The following is a 17,545-nucleotide window of genomic DNA, read 5'->3' as shown; positions in this document are numbered from 1 at the left end:
TTTACCCTTCCTGCGCGGCCAGCGGCAGCGCAAAGGCAAACACGGTGCCGTACGGCTCCCGGCGGCGCGCGCTCAGCTTCCCGCAGTGGCGTTCGATGATGCTGGCGCTGATGGTCAGCCCCATGCCCATCCCCTGCGCCTTGGTGGAGTAAAACGAGTCAAAAATCTGCTCCAGACGCTCGGGCTCAATGCCGCTGCCGGTATCGGCGATCTCCACGATAACTTTTCCGTCCGCGTTGGCCGTGCTGAGGGTGATGGTGGAGGCGCGATCCTTCACCTCGGCCATCGCCTCCACCGCGTTCATCACCAGGTTGAGCAGCACCTGCTGGATCTGCACGCTATCGCCGGTGATAAAGCTGTCCTGCGCCTTTAAAAGATAATCCACGCTAATGTGTCTCTGCTCCAGCTCGCTGCGGGAGAGCGCGATGATATGGTGGATCAGGTAGTGCAGATCGATGCGCACGAAGGTCGGATCCTGCTTGCGCGTCAGGGACTGGATGCTGCGAATGATCTCCCCCGCCCGCGCGCCCTCCGCGGCGATCTCCTCCAGCCCTTCCCGCACTTTATCCAGCCGGGCGGGCTCGCGGTTGAGCCAGCGCAGGCTCGCCCCGGCGTTCGAGACGATCGACATCAGCGGCTGGTTGATCTCGTGGGCGATAGAGGAGGTCAGCTGCCCGACGGTGGTGGCGCGCGACACCCGCGCCAGATCCGCCTGCGCCACCCGCATGGCATCCTCCGCGGCGCGCTGGCTGGTGATATCGGTGATGATGCCGTAGTACTCGTTTACCTCGCTGCCCACGCCCACCGGATCGCCGATGCCGAGGATATAGCGCGTGGAGCCGTCGGTACGCTTAATGCGAAACTCCGCGCGCATGGAGAGCCCCTCGCGCACGCTCTGGGTGACGATGGCGCTGATGCGGGCGTAGTCATCCTCATGGACGAAGGTCAAAAACTCCGCCATGGAGATCATCTTTTGCTGCTCGGGCAGGCCGAGAATGCGGGCGTACTCTTCGGACATGAACATCAGATCCTGCTCCAGCTCCCAGCGCCAGCTGCCGGTGTGGCTGATCTGCTCGCCCAGCATCAGCGACGTCTGGCTGGCGCGCAGCTCTTTCTCCACCCGTCGGCGCTGAATGTTCTCCGCCAGCAGCTCGGCGTACAGCCGCGCCGTCTCCAGGGAGACCGCAGCCTGCGCCCCCAGCAGGCTCACCACGCGCGAGTGCTCGGCGGTAAAGACCTCCGGCATCAGGCGGTTTTCCAGGTAAAGCACGCCCACCAGCCGCGCCTGCTTGAACATCGGAACGCACATCACCGCCGCGCCCGAGGTCACCAGATAGGGATCCTGGCTGAAGGGATGGAACTCCTCCGGCCTGCCGGTGCGGATCTCCTGCCCGGTACGGATCACCGCCGCCAGCACCGACAGGGGCATGTCGGTCGCCGTCGGCACGTCCTTCAGGATCCGCACCCGCACGCCCTCGGTGCTGGTCCAGGCGCTGGCCTCGATCTCCGGGATCAGGTTCTCGCTCACGCGAAGCAGCAGCCCGCGCTGCGCTCCGGCGCGTTCAAGCAGCAGCGTCATCAGGTTTTCGATTAAGCGTTCAAGGTTGATCTCTTCCGACAGCGCGCGGGAGGCTTTGATCACGCTCTGCAGATCGCGGATCGTCTCGTTCTGGGCGAACGCCACGGTGTCGTAGGCGCTGGCCTGCCCGGAGGCCAGCAGGTGCGGGAAATCCTGCTCCAGCTGGCGCACCTTGGCCTGCGCCCCGGCGCGTCCCCAGGCGGCAATTGCGCCGCGGAAGTGCGCGTCCGAGGCGGTCGGGTAGCCGCAGGCCAGCGAAAAGCGCCCCGCCAGCTCGTGGGCCAGGGCGTTGATCGGGTTAAACCCGCCCTCCCGTGACAGCCGAACCGCCCTCTCATACTGCTCCAGCGCAATGCTGTTCATCCCGTCCAGACGCACGATTTCGGCGTAGATCAGGGCCTCTTTATCCGCGAACGTGCCGGGATTGATGCGCGCCCAGAGGGCGATTTTGTCGTAGTGGGCGTGAATGCTGCGGCGGTGATTCGCCGAGAAGGTCTCCGGCGTCAGCTGGCGGGAGAGCGCCAGCGCGCTGTAGAGATGGTAATCCAGCAGGTGGATATGCCCCGGCGCAGACCACGCGTACCACCCCGCCATCTCGAGATCCGCCTGCGCATGGGCAAATTCGCCGCAGGTAAAGTGCGCCATGCCGCGGTAGAGCCAGTACCAGAACAGCATGGTCGACGTTTGCTCCGGGGCCTGCTCCGGCGACGCGGGAAGCAGCGCCTCCGGCAGGACCTGCGAGGCGGTCCAGGTGCCGATGACCGGCGCGCGCAGAAACTCAACGTAGCCGCGCTGCACCAGCAAAATGGCTTCAACGTCCTGGAAGTGGGTCTTACGCACGAACGCCAGGCCGCGATCGATGCTGGTCAGCACCCCGTCCAGGTGGTCGCCCCGCGAGAGGAAGTTGATGACCTGATGACAGGCCGCAAAGCAGGCCATCGTCATGTCGCCGTGCGTCACCGCCGAGGTGAAACAGGCTTTTGCGCACTCGATGGTAAACGATAAAGGCTGGGTCCAGACGCTAAGCTGATCGAGCGGCAGCAGGGTTTTGGCTTCAAACGCATCGTAGCCGTGGCGATTCACCAGCTCGCGGGCCAGGGTGCCGTACTGGAACCCGAGGCGATACTCGGCGTAGCGGTGGCCCATCAGCACGCCAAACCAGGCCATCGCCGTGGTGGACGCGCCGGTGATGCCGTGGTCGAGGGTCAGGTGCATCATGCGGCAGAGCAGCAAAAAGTGCAGGCGCGGGCAGATGAAGCTGGCGCAGATGCTGGCGCTGTAGAGCAGGTTCATCACCGCTTCGGTTTCCGGGTTATCCATTCGCGAAAGCGGGGCAAACAGGGCCTGCGGCGCGTCGCCCGCGCGACGACAAAACTGTTCCCAGGCCTCGTCACAGTCGGCATCTTCCGGATAGCGCCCGATCTGGATGCCAAAAATTCCCAGCCAGCAGAGCGCCGCCTCCAGCGCCAGACGGCTGTCCGACTGGCGAATGTAGACCTCCACCAGCAGGTTGGCCGCCAGCGCCTTTTCGGTCAGCGCGCCGGGGCAGCCGAGGATCGCGTCGCACAGCTCGCGGGTGCGCGCCAGATTTCCCAGCGCAAACTCGCAGCCCGCCTCTTCGATATCGAGCATAAAGTCTGACACCGTTCCGGCGTTGCCCAGCGCTCTGGCGGTCTGGATATAGCTCAGCGCCGAAAGGTAATCACCCGAACGCTTCGCGCGGCGCGCGGCCAGCAGGCTCAGCTCGCGGAACCTCTGGCGCTGCGGGGCGGGCTGGATGCTGTCCAGCGCGGCCGTGACGTGATGTACGGCGCGGAACAGCAGCTCGTTCCCCGCCGCCTGCCGCGCGGCGTCGGCCAGCAGGCTGGCGGTGGTGAGGTGAAGATGGCTTTTCTCATGCGGATCCAGCAGCGCAAAGGCGGCCTCCTGCACCCGGTCGTGGGTGAAGGAGTACGCTTTTCCCGTCAGCACGATCAGCTGCGCCATCACCGCCGGGTGCAGCGCGTAGCGCATTTCCGCCATCGACAGGCCGACCACGCGGCAGATCATCTCCATCTCGCCGGTGCCGCCGAGACAGGCGAGGCTGCCCAGCAGGCGGCGCGTCTCGTCGGGCAGCTCTTCGAGCTGCTCCAGCACCAGGGTGACGACGTTTTCGGTGTAGTGCCTTGCGCGGATCGCCTGCAGATCGTAGTGCCACCTGTCCTGATATTTGTTGTGCACCACCAGGCCGTCATCAACGATGCGGCGGAAAAACTCGTGCACAAAGAGCGGGTTGCCGCCCGTTTTCTCGTGGATCAGCGTCGCGAGGTCGGTCGTCGCCGCGCTGCGGGTGCGAAATACCGTCGCCAGCCAGCGCGCTACCGCTTTCACCGAGAGCGCCTGCGGGACAATCTCGCTCGCGTTTTGCGCCGCCTCCGGCAGGCTGACCAGCAGCGCCTGCAGGGCTTCGTCGGCCACGGAGCCGATATCCCGGTGCGCCACGACCACCAGCAGCGGAACCGCGCCGCAGTTCATCAGCAGAGCGTTGAGCGTCTGCAGGCTGGCGGCGTCGCTCCACTGAAGATCGTCGAGCACCAGCACCAGCGGGCAGCCCTGCGAGGCAAAGGTTTTCACCAGCGCCAGCACCATATGGCTGAAGCGCGCCCGGGCATCAATGGAAAACGTATCCGCCGAGAAGCGCGGCTTGCTCTCAAGCAGCAGGCCCAGCTCGGGCACGAGGCTAACGGCCAGTTCTTCATACCCTTCCAGCGCGCGAGACAGGCGGATTTTCCACTTCGCCACGTCGTCCGCGGGCAGCCCCAGCAGGTGCAGCGTCAGGGTGCGGAAGGCGGAGCTGAGTACGCCGTAGGGCAGCGACGGCGAAAACTGATCGACTTTGCCCACCGCCAGCAGCGCCGTGCGCTGCTGCAGCGTTTTGAGCGCCGTCGCGATGATCGAGGATTTGCCGATCCCCGACGGCCCGCCGATGGTCACCAGCTCCGGCACCCGGCTCTGCCTCACCCGCTCAAACGCGGCAATCACGTCATTCGCCTGCGGATGCGCGGCGAACAGGGAGTCCGCCAGGTGGATCGACGGGGTGCGGTCCTGCTGGCCGGGAGTAAAGGGGGCGATCTCGCCCTCGCCGGTCAACATCGCCTGGCAGCGTCGCAGGTCGGCAATCAGCCCGTCGACCGTCTGGTAGCGGTTATCGGGATGCTTCTCCAGCAGCTTCAGGATGATGGTCGACAGCATGCCCGGCACGTCAGGGCGGATCGCGTCCGGGGCCAGCGGCGCCGAGGCAATGTGGTAGTGCGCCCAGCGGGTCTGATCGTCCTCTCCCAGATCAAACGGCAGGCGTCCGGTCAGGAGTTCATACAGCACCATGCCGAGGCTGTAGAGATCGCTGCGGCAGTCGACGGCGCGCCGGGTGCGGGTGGTGTGCTCTGGCGACATATACGCGGGCGTTCCGCCCTGCACGGCAAGCCGGGTCTGGGAGAAAGCTTCGGAGAGGCTGCAGGAAAGGCCAAAGCTGCCCAGGCGGCAGGTGGCATCGTGATGAACAAAAATCGAGCCGGGTTTGATATCGCCGTGGATCAGGTTTTGCAGGTGCATCTGGCGCAGGGGAATGCAGATCTGGATCGCCATCTCGATAAAGCGCGTGATGCCCGAGATCGCCCTGCCCGCGCGCCGCGCCAGCAGCTCAAACGCAAACGGGGCGTACACCAGCGCGAAGCGCCCCCGGTACTGGGTGGAGGCGACGGCGCGGATGGCCCAGCCGTCCTGCAGCACGTCACGCAGCGCAAACTCGTTTTTAAGCAGCCGGGTGGCCCGCTCTTCCTCTTCGTCGCTCACCGCGGTGGCGATAATGAACGAGCCGCCGGAATGCGGATGCCGCGCGTGCATCCAGGCGATGCCGCCCTCCTGCGCCATCACGGTAAACATCACATCCTCTTTAAGGACAAAAACCCGCCCCTGGTGAAGATTCCCCTGGGCGGGCCAGAATGCAGGCTGCTCGTGTTCGTTCATCCGCGATCCTTATTGTCGGCGGGCCAGCTCCCGCTGAATATGATCCAGCAGAATATCGATGTTAATGGGCTTACGCAAAAATGCAGCGGCGCCCAGGCTGAGAGCGTACCGCTGCATATTTTCATCTGCATGACCGGAGATAAAGATCACGGGCGGCGGCGGGACGGCCAGCAGCCGCAGCTTGTCAAACAGCTCCAGGCCGCTCATGCCCCGCAGCTTGAGATCGGCGATCACCAGCGCCGCGCCGGACAGGGCGAGCGGATGGCTGAGAAACACCTCTGCCGAATCGAACGTATCGGCCGAATAGCCTTCCGACTCCAGGAGATTACTCAGCCCGCTGCGGACGGAACGTTCGTCATCAATGATGGCAATGCGCCACGGCAGCGTCATGCTGTCTTTCCTCTCACAAATCATTAAGCGTCGCGATCGTCCTTCGCGGGCGCAGGGGGCGCCGTGCCGCTGATTTTCGGTACGCATTCGTGACGAAACCAGGCGAGGGTAAGCGGTTCGCGACTCAGTAAACGCCGTCCCACCGGGATGAGCTGTTCGCCCACCAGCATGCCAAACAGGCCAAGCAGGGCGACAACCGGCGGCGCCGGGGAATGGACGTCGAGCAGGGCGTAAATTACCCCAGCTGCCACGCCGCACACCAGCGAAATTATCCATGCTTTCATGACGACGCTCCCGTCTGCGAGGTGGCCTGCGGAGCGGCCACCTGAGGCGGCGGCACGGCGTCGCGGGACAACAGATGCCGCGTCGCCTGCTCACCCGCCAGCATCCCCAGCAGGCCAATCAGCGCCAGCGCGGGCGGCGCGGGGGATCGCACCTTCAGCACGGCATACATCAGGCCAATCAACACGCCTGCGGCAAGGGATATCAGCCCAGTGCTCATTGTGAACTCCAGAGAAAGAGGCAGCGGCGAGCCGGATGAGGGACCAGCCCGCCGACAAGGCTTAGCGAGCCGGAACCGGTGCTAAGGTGCGGTGCTCGCTCTTCTGGCGAGAAGGCGCTTTGTGCACCATGGTGTAGGCATAATCAACGCCCATGCCGTACGCGCCGGAGTGCTCGCGCACGATATCCATTACCGCGGTGTAGGTCTCTTTACGCGCCCAGTCGCGCTGCCACTCCAGCATCACCTGCTGCCAGGTCACCGGGATCACGCCCGCCTGGATCATGCGCTGCATCGCGAAGTCGTGGGCTTCTTTGGAGGTGCCGCCGGAGGCATCCGCCACCATGTAAATTTCGTAGTCGCCTTCCAGCATCGCGCACAGGGCAAAGCTGTTGTTGCACACTTCGGTCCACAGGCCGGCTACCACCACCTTCTTCTTGCCGTTGGCCTTCAGCGCGTCGCGCACCTTCTGGTCGTCCCAGGAGTTCATGGAGGTACGCTCCAGAATGTCCTGGCCCGGGAAGACGTCCAGCAGCTCCGGATAGGTATTGCCGGAGAAGCTTTCGGTCTCTACGGTGGTAATGATGGTCGGGATGTTAAAGACCTTAGCCGCTTTCGCCAGCGCCACGGTGTTGTTTTTCAGCACCTGGCGGTCAATAGACTGCACGCCAAACGCCATCTGAGGCTGGTGATCGATAAAGATAATCTGGCAGTTCGCAGGGGTTAACACTTCGAGCTTTGAAGAGGTCATAGCATTTTCCAGTGGTTAAGGGGAGAAATCGCCGCGATCGCCACGGCGATAAAGTCACCCTCATCCTGCGGTTTATCGCCCCCGGGCGTAATTATCTCTTCGTATAGTTAACCTTAGGTATAGTTATACTTTGGTATACCTATCCTATTGTATAACTGGATCTTTGCCGAAACCGGTTCCCATAATCCTGACCATTCCCCTCTCAGTCAGGAGCAGTTATGGTTACCCTCGGTAAAGCCGATCTCATTCTGGTTAACGGCCAGTTTCATACCGTCGATCGCGAGAACCCCATCGCGGAAGCCGTTGCCGTGCGCGATGGAAAATTTCTGGAAGTGGGTACCGTCGCCGAGGTGATGCAGCACCACTGCGACGGTACGAAAGTGGTCGATTTGAAAGGCCACACCGCCATCCCCGGGCTGAACGATTCGCACCTGCACCTCATTCGCGGCGGGCTGAACTACAACCTCGAGCTGCGCTGGGAAGGCGTGCCGTCGCTGGCCGACGCCCTGCGGATGCTGAAAGAGCAGGCCCTGCGCACGCCGTCGCCCCAGTGGGTGCGCGTGGTGGGCGGCTGGACCGAGTTCCAGTTTGCCGAGCGCCGCATGCCGACGCTGGACGAGATCAACGCCGCCGCGCCGGACACCCCGGTTTTCATCCTGCACCTCTACGACCGCGCCCTGCTCAACCGCGCCGCGCTGAAGGTGGTCGGCTACACCAAAGACACGCCGAACCCGCCGGGCGGCGAGATCCAGCGCGACGCCAACGGCAACCCGACCGGGATGCTGATTGCCCGCCCTAACGCCATGATCCTCTACGCCACGCTGGCCAAAGGGCCGAAGCTGCCGCTGGAGCAGCAGGTCAACTCCACCCGCCAGTTCATGCGCGAGCTCAACCGTCTGGGGCTGACCAGCGCCATCGACGCGGGCGGCGGCTTCCAGAACTACCCGGAAGATTACGAGGTGATCGCCGAGCTGCACGCGAAAAAACAGATGACCATCCGCATCGCCTACAACCTGTTTACCCAGCGTCCGGGCCACGAGCTGGAGGACTTTGAAAAATGGACCGACATGCTCACGCCGGGCCAGGGCAGCGACTTCTTCCGCCATAACGGCGCGGGCGAGATGCTGGTCTTCTCCGCCGCCGATTTTGAAGATTTCCTCGAACCCCGCCCGGATCTCGCGCCGGGCATGGAGGACGAGCTGGAGCGCGTGGTGCGCCATCTGGTGGAGCACCGCTGGCCGTTCCGCCTGCACGCCACCTACAACGAGTCCATCAGCCGCATGCTGGACGTGTTCGAGAAGGTGAACCGCGACATTCCGTTCAACGGCCTGCACTGGTTCTTCGACCACGCGGAAACCGTCACCCAGGCCAACATCGACCGCATCAAGGCGCTCGGCGGCGGCATTGCCGTCCAGCACCGCATGGCCTTCCAGGGCGAGTACTTTGCCGAGCGTTACGGCATCGACGCCACCCGCCACACGCCGCCGGTGGCGAAAATGCTCGAGACCGGCGTACCGGTGGGCCTGGGAACGGACGCCACCCGCGTGGCGAGCTACAACCCGTGGACCGCGCTCTACTGGCTGGTCTCCGGCCGCACCGTCGGCGGGATGCAGATGTACGACCACAGCGCCCGCCTGGATCGCGACACCGCCCTGATGCTCTGGACCCAGGGCAGCGCGTGGTTCTCCAGCGAGCAGAATCAGAAGGGGCAGATCAAGGTCGGCCAGCTCGCCGACCTGGCCGTGCTCAGCAAAGACTACTTCCGCGTGCCGGAAGAGGAGATCAAGGGCATCGAGTCCGTCCTGACGGTGGTCAACGGCGACATCGTCTACGCCGCGGGCAGCTTTGGCCCGCTCGCGCCGCCCGCCATTCCGGTTCTGCCCGACTGGTCCCCGGTCGTGAAAGTGCCGGGCCACTACCGCAGCGCGCCGCCGCAGGCCGCACGCGTGGGCATGAGCGCCGTTCACCACTGCAGCGGCCCGTGCGGGGTTCACCGCCACCAGCACGATTTCGCCCGCACGTCAGAGATGCCGGTGTCCGACGATAACGCTTTCTGGGGGGCGCTGGGCTGCAGCTGCTTTGCATTCTGATGAAAAACACCACTATGCCGCCCCGGGTTGACCTGGGGCTGTTCTTTCTGCGCCTGACCGGCAGCCTGCTGCTGCTCTACGTGCACGGCCTGCCAAAGGTGCTGCACTTCAGCGAAGAGCTGACGCGCATTGAAGATCCGTTCGGCTTCGGGCCCTATGCCAGCCTGATCCCGGCGATTGTCGCCGAGGTGGTTTGCCCCCTGTTCATCATTGCGGGCGTGTACACCCGCCTGGCGTGCCTGCCGATTATCGCCGTGCTGCTGGTGGCGATGCTGGCGGTCCACCCGAACTGGTCGATTGCCGAAGGGCAGTTTGGCTGGCTGCTGCTGATTATCTTCACCACCCTTGCCCTCACCGGGCCGGGCCAGTGGCGATTGCAGCGTAAGGCAGCGGAGAGGTTCGCATGACCCAGGTTAACGACGTTCGCGACGCACACGTCGAGACGACGCCCGCACCGACGGTTTCACCCTGGCAGCCGCTGAGCCAGCCGGTGTTCCGCATGCTGTGGATCGCCACGGTGGTCTCTAACGTCGGCTCATGGATGAGCGACGTCGGCATCAACTGGAGCATGCTGACCCTGAGCGCCGATCCGCTGGATATCGCGCTGGTGCAGGCGGCCAGCAGCCTGCCGATGTTCCTCTTCGCCCTGCCGTCCGGGGTGATGGCGGATATCGTCGACCGGCGTAAATACCTGCTCTTCTCCCAGCTGTGGGTGTTCATCGCCGCCGCCGGGCTGACGGTGCTCTCCTTCACCGGACACGTCACCCCCACCGTGCTGCTGGTGGCGACGTTTCTGCTGAGCGTAGGGGCGGCGATGAGCTCGCCGCCGTTCCAGGCCGTGGTGCCCGATCTGGTGAGCAAGCCGGAGCTGGGCGCCGCCGTGGCGCTGAACTCGCTCGGGGTGAACATCAGCCGGGCGATTGGCCCCGCGCTGGGCGGCTTTCTGCTGTCGCTCGCCGGGCCGTGGATGGTGTTTGCCCTGAACGCGCTGTCCGTGGTCGGCGTGGCGTGGGTGCTGTGGCGCTGGCGTCCGGCCCCATCGGTGCAGCGCCTGCCGCCGGAGCACTTCTTCTCTGCGGTGCGCACCGGCATCCGCTACGTGCACGCCGCCCCGGTGCTGCGCAACGTGCTGGTGCGTACGGTGGCGTTCTTCGTTTTCGGCAGCGCGGGCTGGGCGCTGCTGCCGCTGGTGGCGCGCCGCGAGCTGGGCTTAGGCCCGGCGGGCTACGGCGTGATGTTGGCGTGCATTGGGCTGGGGGCGATTGCCGGGGCGATCCTGCTGCCGCGCCTGCGCCAGCGGCTGAACGCCGACCGCCTGATGGTGGCCGCCAGCCTGACCTTTGCCCTGACCATGCTGGCGCTGGCGTTTGTGCGCCACGTCTGGCTGCTCAACCTGTTTGAGTTCTTCACCGGCTTCGCGTGGATTGCGGTGCTCTCCACCCTCAACCTCGGGGCGCAGCGCAGCGCCGCCCGCTGGGTGAAGGCCCGCGCGCTGGCGGTCTACCTGACGGTGTTCTTCGGCTCGATGACCGCGGGCAGCGCCCTCTGGGGGCAGATCGCCTCCCGGTTCGGCACCCCAACCTCGCTGGTGGTCGCCACGCTGGGGATGGTGCTGGCAAGCGCCACCGTGTTCCGCTGGAAGCTGGAGAAAGATCCGGACCTGAACCTCGACCTGAGCGGTCAGCCGCTGGACGGCGTGGAGATTGACCTGCCGAACGAGCGCGGCCCGGTGCTGGTGTCGCACGAGTACCTCATCGACCCGCAAAACGCCAAAGCCTTCCTGGAGGCGGTCCACGAGCTGCGCCGGGTGCGCCGCCGCGCCGGGGCGATGAGCTGGGCGGTGTACGAGGATATCGAGCGTCCCGGCCTGTTTATCGAGACCTTCCTGATGGGCTCGTGGATTGAGCATCTGCGCCAGCAGGAGCGCCACACCATGAATGACCTCCTGCTGCAGAGCCGCGTTCTGGCTTTTCATCAGGGCACAACCTCACCGGCTATTCGCTACCTGGTCGCGCCGGTATAACCATAACCATCACCTGTACAGGAACACACTATGGCAACGTTTAAGGCAAAAGACGGCACGCAGATTTACTACAAAGACTGTGGCGCGGGTAAACCGGTTCTCTTCAGCCACGGCTGGCCGCTGGACGGCGACATGTGGGACAGCCAGCTGAACTACCTGGCCGAGCGCGGCTTCCGCGCCATCGCCTTTGACCGTCGCGGGTTTGGCCGCTCGGATCAGCCGTGGAACGGCTACGACTACGACACCTTTGCGTCCGACATTAATGACCTGATCACCACCCTGGACCTGCAGGACGTGACGCTGGTGGGCTTCTCCATGGGCGGCGGCGACGTGACCCGCTACATCAATAACTACGGCAGCGCGCGCGTCGCCGGGCTGGCGCTGCTGGGCGCGGTCACGCCGATCTTCGGCAAATCCGACTCCTTCCCGCAGGGTGTGGATCAAAGCGTGTTCGACGGCATTCGCGACGGGCTGCGTAAAGATCGCGCCCAGTTCATCAGCGACTTCGCCACCCCGTTCTACGGCACCAACGCCGGACAGACCGTTTCTGCCGGTGCCCTGACCCAGACGCTGAACATTGCCCTGCTGGCATCGCTGAAAGGCACCATCGACTGCGTGACCGCGTTCGGCGAAACCGACTTCCGCCCGGATATGGCGAAAATCGACGTGCCGACGCTGGTGATTCACGGCAGCAACGACCAGATCGTGCCGTTTGAAAGCACCGGCAAGCTGGCGGCGGAGATGATCAAAAACGCCACGCTGAAGGTGTACGACAACGCGCCGCACGGCTTTGCGCTGACCCACCAGGACCAGCTCAACGAAGATCTGCTGGCGTTTGTGAAGTCGCTGTAAGTCTTAAAAAGCGAAGCCTGATGGCGCTTCGCTTATCAGGCCTACAAGGGCTGGTCCTGTAGGCCGGGTAAGGCGCAGCCGCCACCCGGCGCTTTCGCAGACGCGTTCCGCTCCGCCAGCAGCCGACAAATCTCCGCGTGCTTCTCCTCGGTAAAGGTAAAGCGCGACATGAAGCCCATTCGAATCAGCGACCCTATTGCCGGCAGCAGGCAAATCCCGAAGAACAGCCCCGACAGCACGCCTTCGCTCTGGATTTGCGCCTGCGGCACATAGCCGATCATCGTCAGAAACACCCCGATTAACCCGCCGCCCACCGCCACCGACATCTTGCCGGTAAAGGTCTGCCCGGAGAAGGTGATCGCCGCGCAGCGCTTGTGGGTGTGGTACTCCGCGTACTCGATGGTGTCGGCAATCATCGACGAGGTGAGGATGTTGGTCATCATCACGAACAGCGTGCTCAGGCCGAGCAGAATAAACAGCATCGTCACCTGCTGATAGCCGACAAACCACATCACCACGCGCACCGCCACGTCCAGCCCGCAGAGGATCATAAACAGCTTCCGCTTCTGCATCCGGCGCGTCAGCATCGGGGCGACCAGGCACAGCACCGCCGCGACAATCCCCATCACGCCAATCGCCATCTGCAGGCTGCCGTCGCCCAGGTTGTTGATAAAGAAGTAGATATACAGGCCGCCCGCCACGTTGTGGAACACGCAGAAGAAGAACGACAGCAGGACGATAAACAGCGGCTTGTTCTGACGCAGGTTGTGGAAGGTATCACGGATGGTCACCTTTTCCGGGCTCGGCGGCACGCGCTCTTTGATCTGCATAAAGCCGTTAAGCATCAGCGGCAGCCCCACCAGCATCATCACCAGCGCCGCCATAAAGTAACCTTTGTCGTTACTGTACTGGGCGAAAAACGCCGCCAGCTTCGGGAAGAAGATATTGGCGCAGGCAATCCCGGCGTTCACCCCGAGCATCGCCGCCGTTACCGCGCGGGTGCGCTGGGCGGAGTCGTTGGTCATTACCGACGACATCGACCAGAACGGAATATCGGAGATGGCATACAGCGTCCCCCACAGGATGTAGGTCACCCCGGCGTAGAGGATTTTGGTGGTCATGTCCGCTTCGATTTTATAGAACGACAGCAGCGTGACGCCGGTGATCAGCAGCGGGGCGATCAGCAAAAAGTGGCGAAACTTGCCGAACCGGCTGTTAATGGTGTCCATAATGCTGGCAAACAGCGGATCGTGAACCGCGTCCCACGCGCGGGCAATCAGGAAGATGGTGCTCGCCGCCAGCGCCGAAATGCCCAGCACGTCGGTGTAAAAATAGTTAATAAACGAACCCACTAAACCAAAGCTAAAACACTGACCTAAACCATAACCAAAATAAGACCACAGCTCGCGAGACGGTATTTTCATTGTCGTTGCCATTGTTATATGCCTGCCTGGTTGCCCGGCGGTGGTCCGCCGGGTCGATATTATTAGCCCTGAATTTTCGGGGCGATCTTACGCAGCTGCTGCATTAGGGCGATTTCACGGCGCGAGAACGGAATGCCGTTCTCCTCGAACACGTCGTGGAACCAGAGGCGGCAGTAGTCCGTGGACTCCTTCATCACCACCGGCCACGGCAGCCAGGTCTGGGTTTTGCCGCGCACCAGCCCCCACTGGTAGGGCGCGACCTTCGCCGCGTACATCAGCGGGAGCTGCTCTTCAATGGTGCTGCCCACGTGGCGCGCCAGCCATTCGGTGCAGAACAGCGGGCGACCGAGCTGTTGCAGCTGCTGGATAATCGCCGTCATCCGCCCGGTGTGGGTGTAGGCGTGGAAGCTCACCACGTCCGAGAGCGCCAGCGCGGTCTGGTCCAGCGGGTGCTGGAAGAACGTCTCGCCCTCCTCTTCCGGCGGCAGGCGCCACGCGCAGACGGTGAGCGGCTGGGTCGGGTTCTCTTCACGCACCCACTGGAATGCGAGCTTCATAAGCTTATGGGCGCAGGTCTCCAGCTTCGCGTCGTACTGTACCTCCTGCGTGCCCGTCGCGAAAATGCCGCGGTTGCCCGGCTCGTTGTAGAGATCCCACAGCAGCACGCGCCTGTCGTCGCGGAACTGGCGGACAACGTCGCGGATATAGCGCTCAATCTGCGGCCAGCAGTCGGGATCGCACACCTTATCCCGTCCCGGGCTTGCCGCCGCCTGGCTGTTGTGCTTGCCCGGTACGGGCGGCTTTTGCGGGCCGAGATACGGCTCGTCGCCCGAGAAGCCGCAGTCGTCCATCAGGGTCAGCATGGTGCTGAACCCGCGACCGTCGGCAATGGTCAAAAACCGGTCGATACGCGCCATCAGCCCGTCGCGGTCATGCTCCCAGACGATAAACGGCAGGTTGATGCGCAGGGTGTTGTAGCCCGCCTCCGCCGCCCAGCCCAGCTCGCGCTCGATGGTGGCGGCATCAAAGGTCTCTTCCTGCCAGATATCGGTCCAGTTAACCGCCGTCGACGGCAAATAGTTAAACCCGCACAGCCAGCCTTTTTGCTCATACCACGCCTGTGCCTGCTCCCTGCTCCACTGCTCTTTCATTACGCGTCCTCTTACTGATAATATTTAGCTAATAAATATTAGCTGCGGGATAAATGCGCAATTTGCCGCACGAAGAAAAGCGACGGCCTTCACAAAGTTCGCGCTTCGATGAATGAGAAACGTGATCGACGGCGCGTAAGCGCGCGGTTAGGGTATGATGCGAATTCGCGAAAGGGAGAGGACGGATGAAGCGAAAACCGAAAGTGACGATGAACGATATTGCGCGGGCGGCAGGGGTGTCGCAGGCGACGGTATCGCTGGTGCTTAACCAGTCCCGCAACATCAAGCTCAGCGACGACACCCGCCAGCGGGTGATTAATGTGGCCACCGAGCTCGGCTACGACCGTCTCCCCGCCGTTCACGCCCCGCGCAACCAGGAGGAGATCGCCCTGCTGGTCAGCTCCATGCAGAGCTTCGACCCGTTTATCGACGCCATCAGCCAGGCGCGGGAAGCGGCGTGGCGCAACGAGACGCTGCTCACCGTCTACGACTACGGCGACGACATCGAGCTGGCGCTGAACATCATCCGCCAGCTGGAGAAGCGCAACTGCATCGGGATTATCCTCGCCTCCCCGGTCACCACGCTGGTGGACATGACGGCCCTCCAGGACTGCACCCGCATCCCGCTGGTGCTGCTCAACCAGCGCGACCCCGGCTCGCCGCTGCTGCCGTCGTTTATTCCGGACGACTACGCCAACGCTTTTCAGGTTACTAAACACCTGATTGCTTGCGGTGCGACGCGCATCGCCCACATTACCGGGGAGAGCTGGATGGAGGCCTCGCGCCAGCGTCTGGCAGGCTACCGGGCGGCGCTGGAACAGGCCGGACTCGCGTGCGACGACGGTCTGGTGCGCCAGACCAACTGGCAGTTCAGCGAGTCCTTTACCGCCACCATGTCCCTGTTGGAACTGGCCGGGCGCCCGGACGCCATCTTCTGCGCCAGCGACTGGCTGGCGATCGGCTGCTATCAGGCGCTGGCGGTGAACGGCGTGCGCATCCCGCAGGACATGCTGCTGGCGGGCTACGACGACCAGAAGATTTCCGAGCAGCTCACCCCGCCGCTGACCAGCATCCAGCTGCCCTACAGCGAGCTGGGACGGCTGGCGGTGGAGTACCTGTGCAATCAGGAAGATGCCGCCACGCACGTGACGCTGGCGGGCAGGCTGAAGGTGCGCGCCTCAAGCCTCGTCTGAGGTAAATACCATGCCCGCATAGGGCTTCTCGCGACACGCCGCCAGCCGCGCGGCGAGGCTGCCCACGTGCAGCTCCAGCTTGTGCCCGTCCGGGTCGAGAAAATAGAACGACGCCCCCTCGCTTTTGTTCTGCTTCCAGACGGTGACGCCCGCCTGCTCCAGCTTGTTCGAGAACGGTTCAAAATCCGCCTCCACCACGGTAAACGCATAGTGGGTGTAGTCGCTCTCCTGCGGCGGCACGACCTGGCGCGCCTCGTCGTACGACAGGCAGACCCACAGATCGCCGCAGGTGAGATAGGCCCCGCTATTCCAGCGGGCGTGGAGCGCAAGCCCCAGCAGCTCGTGCCAGAAGGTGATGCTTTTTTGCAGGTCGCTGACCGCGAGGGTCAGGTGGTTGAGTGATTGCAGCATGGCGTGCCCTTTTGTTTTTCGCGCCGGACGTGGTACGGTAAAGAGATGAACATAAACCACGCCGTGCTCACCGTAAACCGCTGGTGGCTGCCTTCTTAAAGGCGGCACGGAGTAGTTTTCCCCATTTTCAGATAGCCGCCGAAAGGCGGCTTTCTCACATCTAAGACCCCTTTCGGCATTACAACGTTAAGGAGTCTTTATGAACGCACCCACCATCCTCACCGGCGATCGTCCGACCGGCCCGCTGCACCTCGGCCACTTCGTCGGCTCGCTGCGCCAGCGCGTGGCGCTCCAGCAGACGCACAGCCAGTTTGTGCTGATTGCCGACCTGCAGGGGCTGACCGACAACGGCAGCAACCCGCAGAAGATCCGCGACAACATCCCCGAAGTGCTGGCCGACTACCTCGCCGCCGGCATCGACCCGAACCTGACCACGATCTGCCTGCAGTCCGCCCTGCCCGCCCTCGCCGAGCTGACGATGCTGTATATGAATATCGTCACCGTCGCCCGCGTGGAGCGTAACCCGACGGTGAAAAACGAGATTGCGCAGAAGGGCTTTGCCCGCTCGCTGCCGGTCGGGTTTATGGCCTACCCCATCAGCCAGGCGGCGGACATCACCGCGTTTAAGGCCGAGTGCGTGCCCGTCGGCGACGACCAGCTGCCGATGATAGAGCAGACCAACGAGATTGTGCACAAGATGAACAGCCTGCTGCCCGCCCCGGTTCTGCGCCACTGCAAGGCGATGCTGAGCGACACCAGCCGCCTGCCCGGCATCGACGGCAGCGCCAAGATGTCGAAATCGCTGGGCAACACGCTGCACCTTTCGGCCAGCGAAGAGACCATTCATCGTGCGGTGAGCGCGATGTACACCGACCCGAACCACCTGAAGGTAAGCGACCCGGGGCAGATTGAGGGGAACGTGGTGTTTACGTACCTCGACGCGTTTCATCCGGACAAGGCCAAAGTGGCGGCGATGAAGGCGCACTATCAGGCGGGCGGGCTGGGTGACCGGGTTTGTAAGAACGAGCTGGAGGGGTGCCTGCAGGAACTGATTGCGCCGATGCGGGAGCGGAGGGCGAAGTATATGCGTGACAGGGGCGAGTTGATGGCGATGCTGAAGCGCGGGACGGAGCGGGCGCAGGGGGTGACGCAGGAGACGTTGAGGGAGGTGAAGGGG

14 protein-coding genes are annotated in these 17,545 nt (G+C 63.6%); 6 read left to right on the top strand and 8 right to left on the bottom strand.

Annotated elements, in window-relative coordinates; translation table 11 throughout:
• Position 1: 1 nt before the first annotated feature.
• From L6R44_RS09320 to L6R44_RS09300, 5 genes are all read right to left on the bottom strand, one after another.
• Positions 2–5,584 carry a trifunctional serine/threonine-protein kinase/ATP-binding protein/sensor histidine kinase gene (locus L6R44_RS09320; protein ID WP_237423969.1) on the bottom strand — a complete coding sequence of 1,861 codons (5,583 nt, stop codon included), beginning with the start codon at positions 5,582–5,584 and terminating at the stop codon, positions 2–4.
• A 9-nt stretch (positions 5,585–5,593) separates the two neighbouring features.
• Complete coding sequence (locus tag L6R44_RS09315; RefSeq protein WP_032643919.1) at positions 5,594–5,974, bottom strand: response regulator transcription factor; 381 nt, start codon at positions 5,972–5,974, stop codon at positions 5,594–5,596.
• Between the two features lie 23 nt (positions 5,975–5,997).
• A complete protein-coding gene (locus L6R44_RS09310; protein WP_032643918.1) occupies positions 5,998–6,258 on the bottom strand; it encodes a XapX domain-containing protein in 261 nt (86 codons plus the stop codon).
• Positions 6,255–6,476 (bottom strand): DUF1427 family protein, encoded by a 222-nt coding sequence (locus tag L6R44_RS09305; protein WP_237423968.1) that lies wholly within the window; start codon positions 6,474–6,476, stop codon positions 6,255–6,257. The genes L6R44_RS09310 and L6R44_RS09305 overlap by 4 nt, the downstream gene beginning before the upstream one ends.
• Before the next feature lie 61 nt (positions 6,477–6,537).
• Entirely contained in the window at positions 6,538–7,224 is a 687-nt protein-coding gene (locus tag L6R44_RS09300) for a hydrolase (RefSeq protein ID WP_023331928.1), read from the bottom strand.
• Between the two features lie 218 nt (positions 7,225–7,442).
• On the opposite strand from L6R44_RS09300, the gene L6R44_RS09295 reads away from it, so the two are divergent.
• The 4 genes from L6R44_RS09295 to L6R44_RS09280 are packed head-to-tail and all read left to right on the top strand — an operon-like array spanning position 7,443 to position 12,189.
• Positions 7,443–9,314, top strand: coding sequence for an amidohydrolase (locus L6R44_RS09295; RefSeq protein ID WP_237423967.1), 1,872 nt, complete (start codon positions 7,443–7,445; stop codon positions 9,312–9,314).
• Positions 9,314–9,721, top strand: a complete 408-nt coding sequence (locus tag L6R44_RS09290) for a DoxX family protein (protein ID WP_032643915.1) — start codon at positions 9,314–9,316, stop codon at positions 9,719–9,721. Before L6R44_RS09295 ends, L6R44_RS09290 begins: the two co-directional genes overlap by 1 nt.
• On the top strand, positions 9,718–11,337 hold the full coding sequence (locus L6R44_RS09285) for an MFS transporter (protein WP_237423966.1): 1,620 nt from the start codon (positions 9,718–9,720) through the stop codon (positions 11,335–11,337). Before L6R44_RS09290 ends, L6R44_RS09285 begins: the two co-directional genes overlap by 4 nt.
• Positions 11,338–11,367: 30 nt before the next feature.
• A complete protein-coding gene (locus L6R44_RS09280) occupies positions 11,368–12,189 on the top strand; it encodes an alpha/beta fold hydrolase (RefSeq protein ID WP_044597222.1) in 822 nt (273 codons plus the stop codon).
• Positions 12,190–12,230: 41 nt separating this feature from the next.
• Here the strand turns inward: L6R44_RS09280 and L6R44_RS09275 are convergent, their stop codons facing one another.
• Together L6R44_RS09275 and L6R44_RS09270 are read right to left on the bottom strand one after the other, a co-directional pair.
• A complete protein-coding gene (locus L6R44_RS09275; protein ID WP_237423965.1) occupies positions 12,231–13,625 on the bottom strand; it encodes an MFS transporter in 1,395 nt (464 codons plus the stop codon).
• Positions 13,626–13,675: 50 nt separating this feature from the next.
• Entirely contained in the window at positions 13,676–14,764 is a 1,089-nt protein-coding gene (locus L6R44_RS09270) for a cellulase family glycosylhydrolase (RefSeq protein WP_237423964.1), read from the bottom strand.
• Positions 14,765–14,949: 185 nt separating this feature from the next.
• On the opposite strand from L6R44_RS09270, the gene L6R44_RS09265 reads away from it, so the two are divergent.
• Positions 14,950–15,957, top strand: coding sequence for a LacI family DNA-binding transcriptional regulator (locus tag L6R44_RS09265; RefSeq protein WP_237423963.1), 1,008 nt, complete (start codon positions 14,950–14,952; stop codon positions 15,955–15,957).
• Here the strand turns inward: L6R44_RS09265 and fosA are convergent.
• Positions 15,943–16,368 (bottom strand): FosA/FosA2 family fosfomycin resistance glutathione transferase, encoded by a 426-nt coding sequence (gene fosA / locus L6R44_RS09260; protein WP_237423962.1) that lies wholly within the window; start codon positions 16,366–16,368, stop codon positions 15,943–15,945. The two genes, L6R44_RS09265 and fosA, sit on opposite strands and share 15 nt — an antisense overlap.
• Before the next feature lie 199 nt (positions 16,369–16,567).
• On the opposite strand from fosA, the gene trpS reads away from it, so the two are divergent.
• Positions 16,568–17,545: tryptophan--tRNA ligase (gene trpS / locus L6R44_RS09255; RefSeq protein ID WP_237423961.1), on the top strand; the 978-nt coding region annotated here is incomplete at its 3' end.

This window comes from Enterobacter cloacae complex sp. ECC445 (genome assembly GCF_021892025.1).
In the GTDB taxonomy this organism is placed as follows: domain Bacteria; phylum Pseudomonadota; class Gammaproteobacteria; order Enterobacterales; family Enterobacteriaceae; genus Enterobacter; species Enterobacter chengduensis.
The sequence above is the reverse complement of the archived record's forward strand: the minus strand, read 5'-3'. Positions and strand labels throughout refer to the sequence as shown.

What these genes read in the sequence shown, in the direction of transcription:
- L6R44_RS09320 (WP_237423969.1), bottom strand. Translation starts at nt 5,584, where the DNA reads ATGAACGAACACGAGCAGCCTGCATTCTGGCCCGCCCAGGGGAATCTT.
- L6R44_RS09315 (WP_032643919.1), bottom strand. Translation starts at nt 5,974, where the DNA reads ATGACGCTGCCGTGGCGCATTGCCATCATTGATGACGAACGTTCCGTC.
- L6R44_RS09310 (WP_032643918.1), bottom strand. Translation starts at nt 6,258, where the DNA reads ATGAAAGCATGGATAATTTCGCTGGTGTGCGGCGTGGCAGCTGGGGTA.
- L6R44_RS09305 (WP_237423968.1), bottom strand. Translation starts at nt 6,476, where the DNA reads ATGAGCACTGGGCTGATATCCCTTGCCGCAGGCGTGTTGATTGGCCTG.
- L6R44_RS09300 (WP_023331928.1), bottom strand. Translation starts at nt 7,224, where the DNA reads ATGACCTCTTCAAAGCTCGAAGTGTTAACCCCTGCGAACTGCCAGATT.
- L6R44_RS09295 (WP_237423967.1), top strand. Translation starts at nt 7,443, where the DNA reads ATGGTTACCCTCGGTAAAGCCGATCTCATTCTGGTTAACGGCCAGTTT.
- L6R44_RS09290 (WP_032643915.1), top strand. Translation starts at nt 9,314, where the DNA reads ATGAAAAACACCACTATGCCGCCCCGGGTTGACCTGGGGCTGTTCTTT.
- L6R44_RS09285 (WP_237423966.1), top strand. Translation starts at nt 9,718, where the DNA reads ATGACCCAGGTTAACGACGTTCGCGACGCACACGTCGAGACGACGCCC.
- L6R44_RS09280 (WP_044597222.1), top strand. Translation starts at nt 11,368, where the DNA reads ATGGCAACGTTTAAGGCAAAAGACGGCACGCAGATTTACTACAAAGAC.
- L6R44_RS09275 (WP_237423965.1), bottom strand. Translation starts at nt 13,625, where the DNA reads ATGGCAACGACAATGAAAATACCGTCTCGCGAGCTGTGGTCTTATTTT.
- L6R44_RS09270 (WP_237423964.1), bottom strand. Translation starts at nt 14,764, where the DNA reads ATGAAAGAGCAGTGGAGCAGGGAGCAGGCACAGGCGTGGTATGAGCAA.
- L6R44_RS09265 (WP_237423963.1), top strand. Translation starts at nt 14,950, where the DNA reads ATGAAGCGAAAACCGAAAGTGACGATGAACGATATTGCGCGGGCGGCA.
- fosA (WP_237423962.1), bottom strand. Translation starts at nt 16,368, where the DNA reads ATGCTGCAATCACTCAACCACCTGACCCTCGCGGTCAGCGACCTGCAA.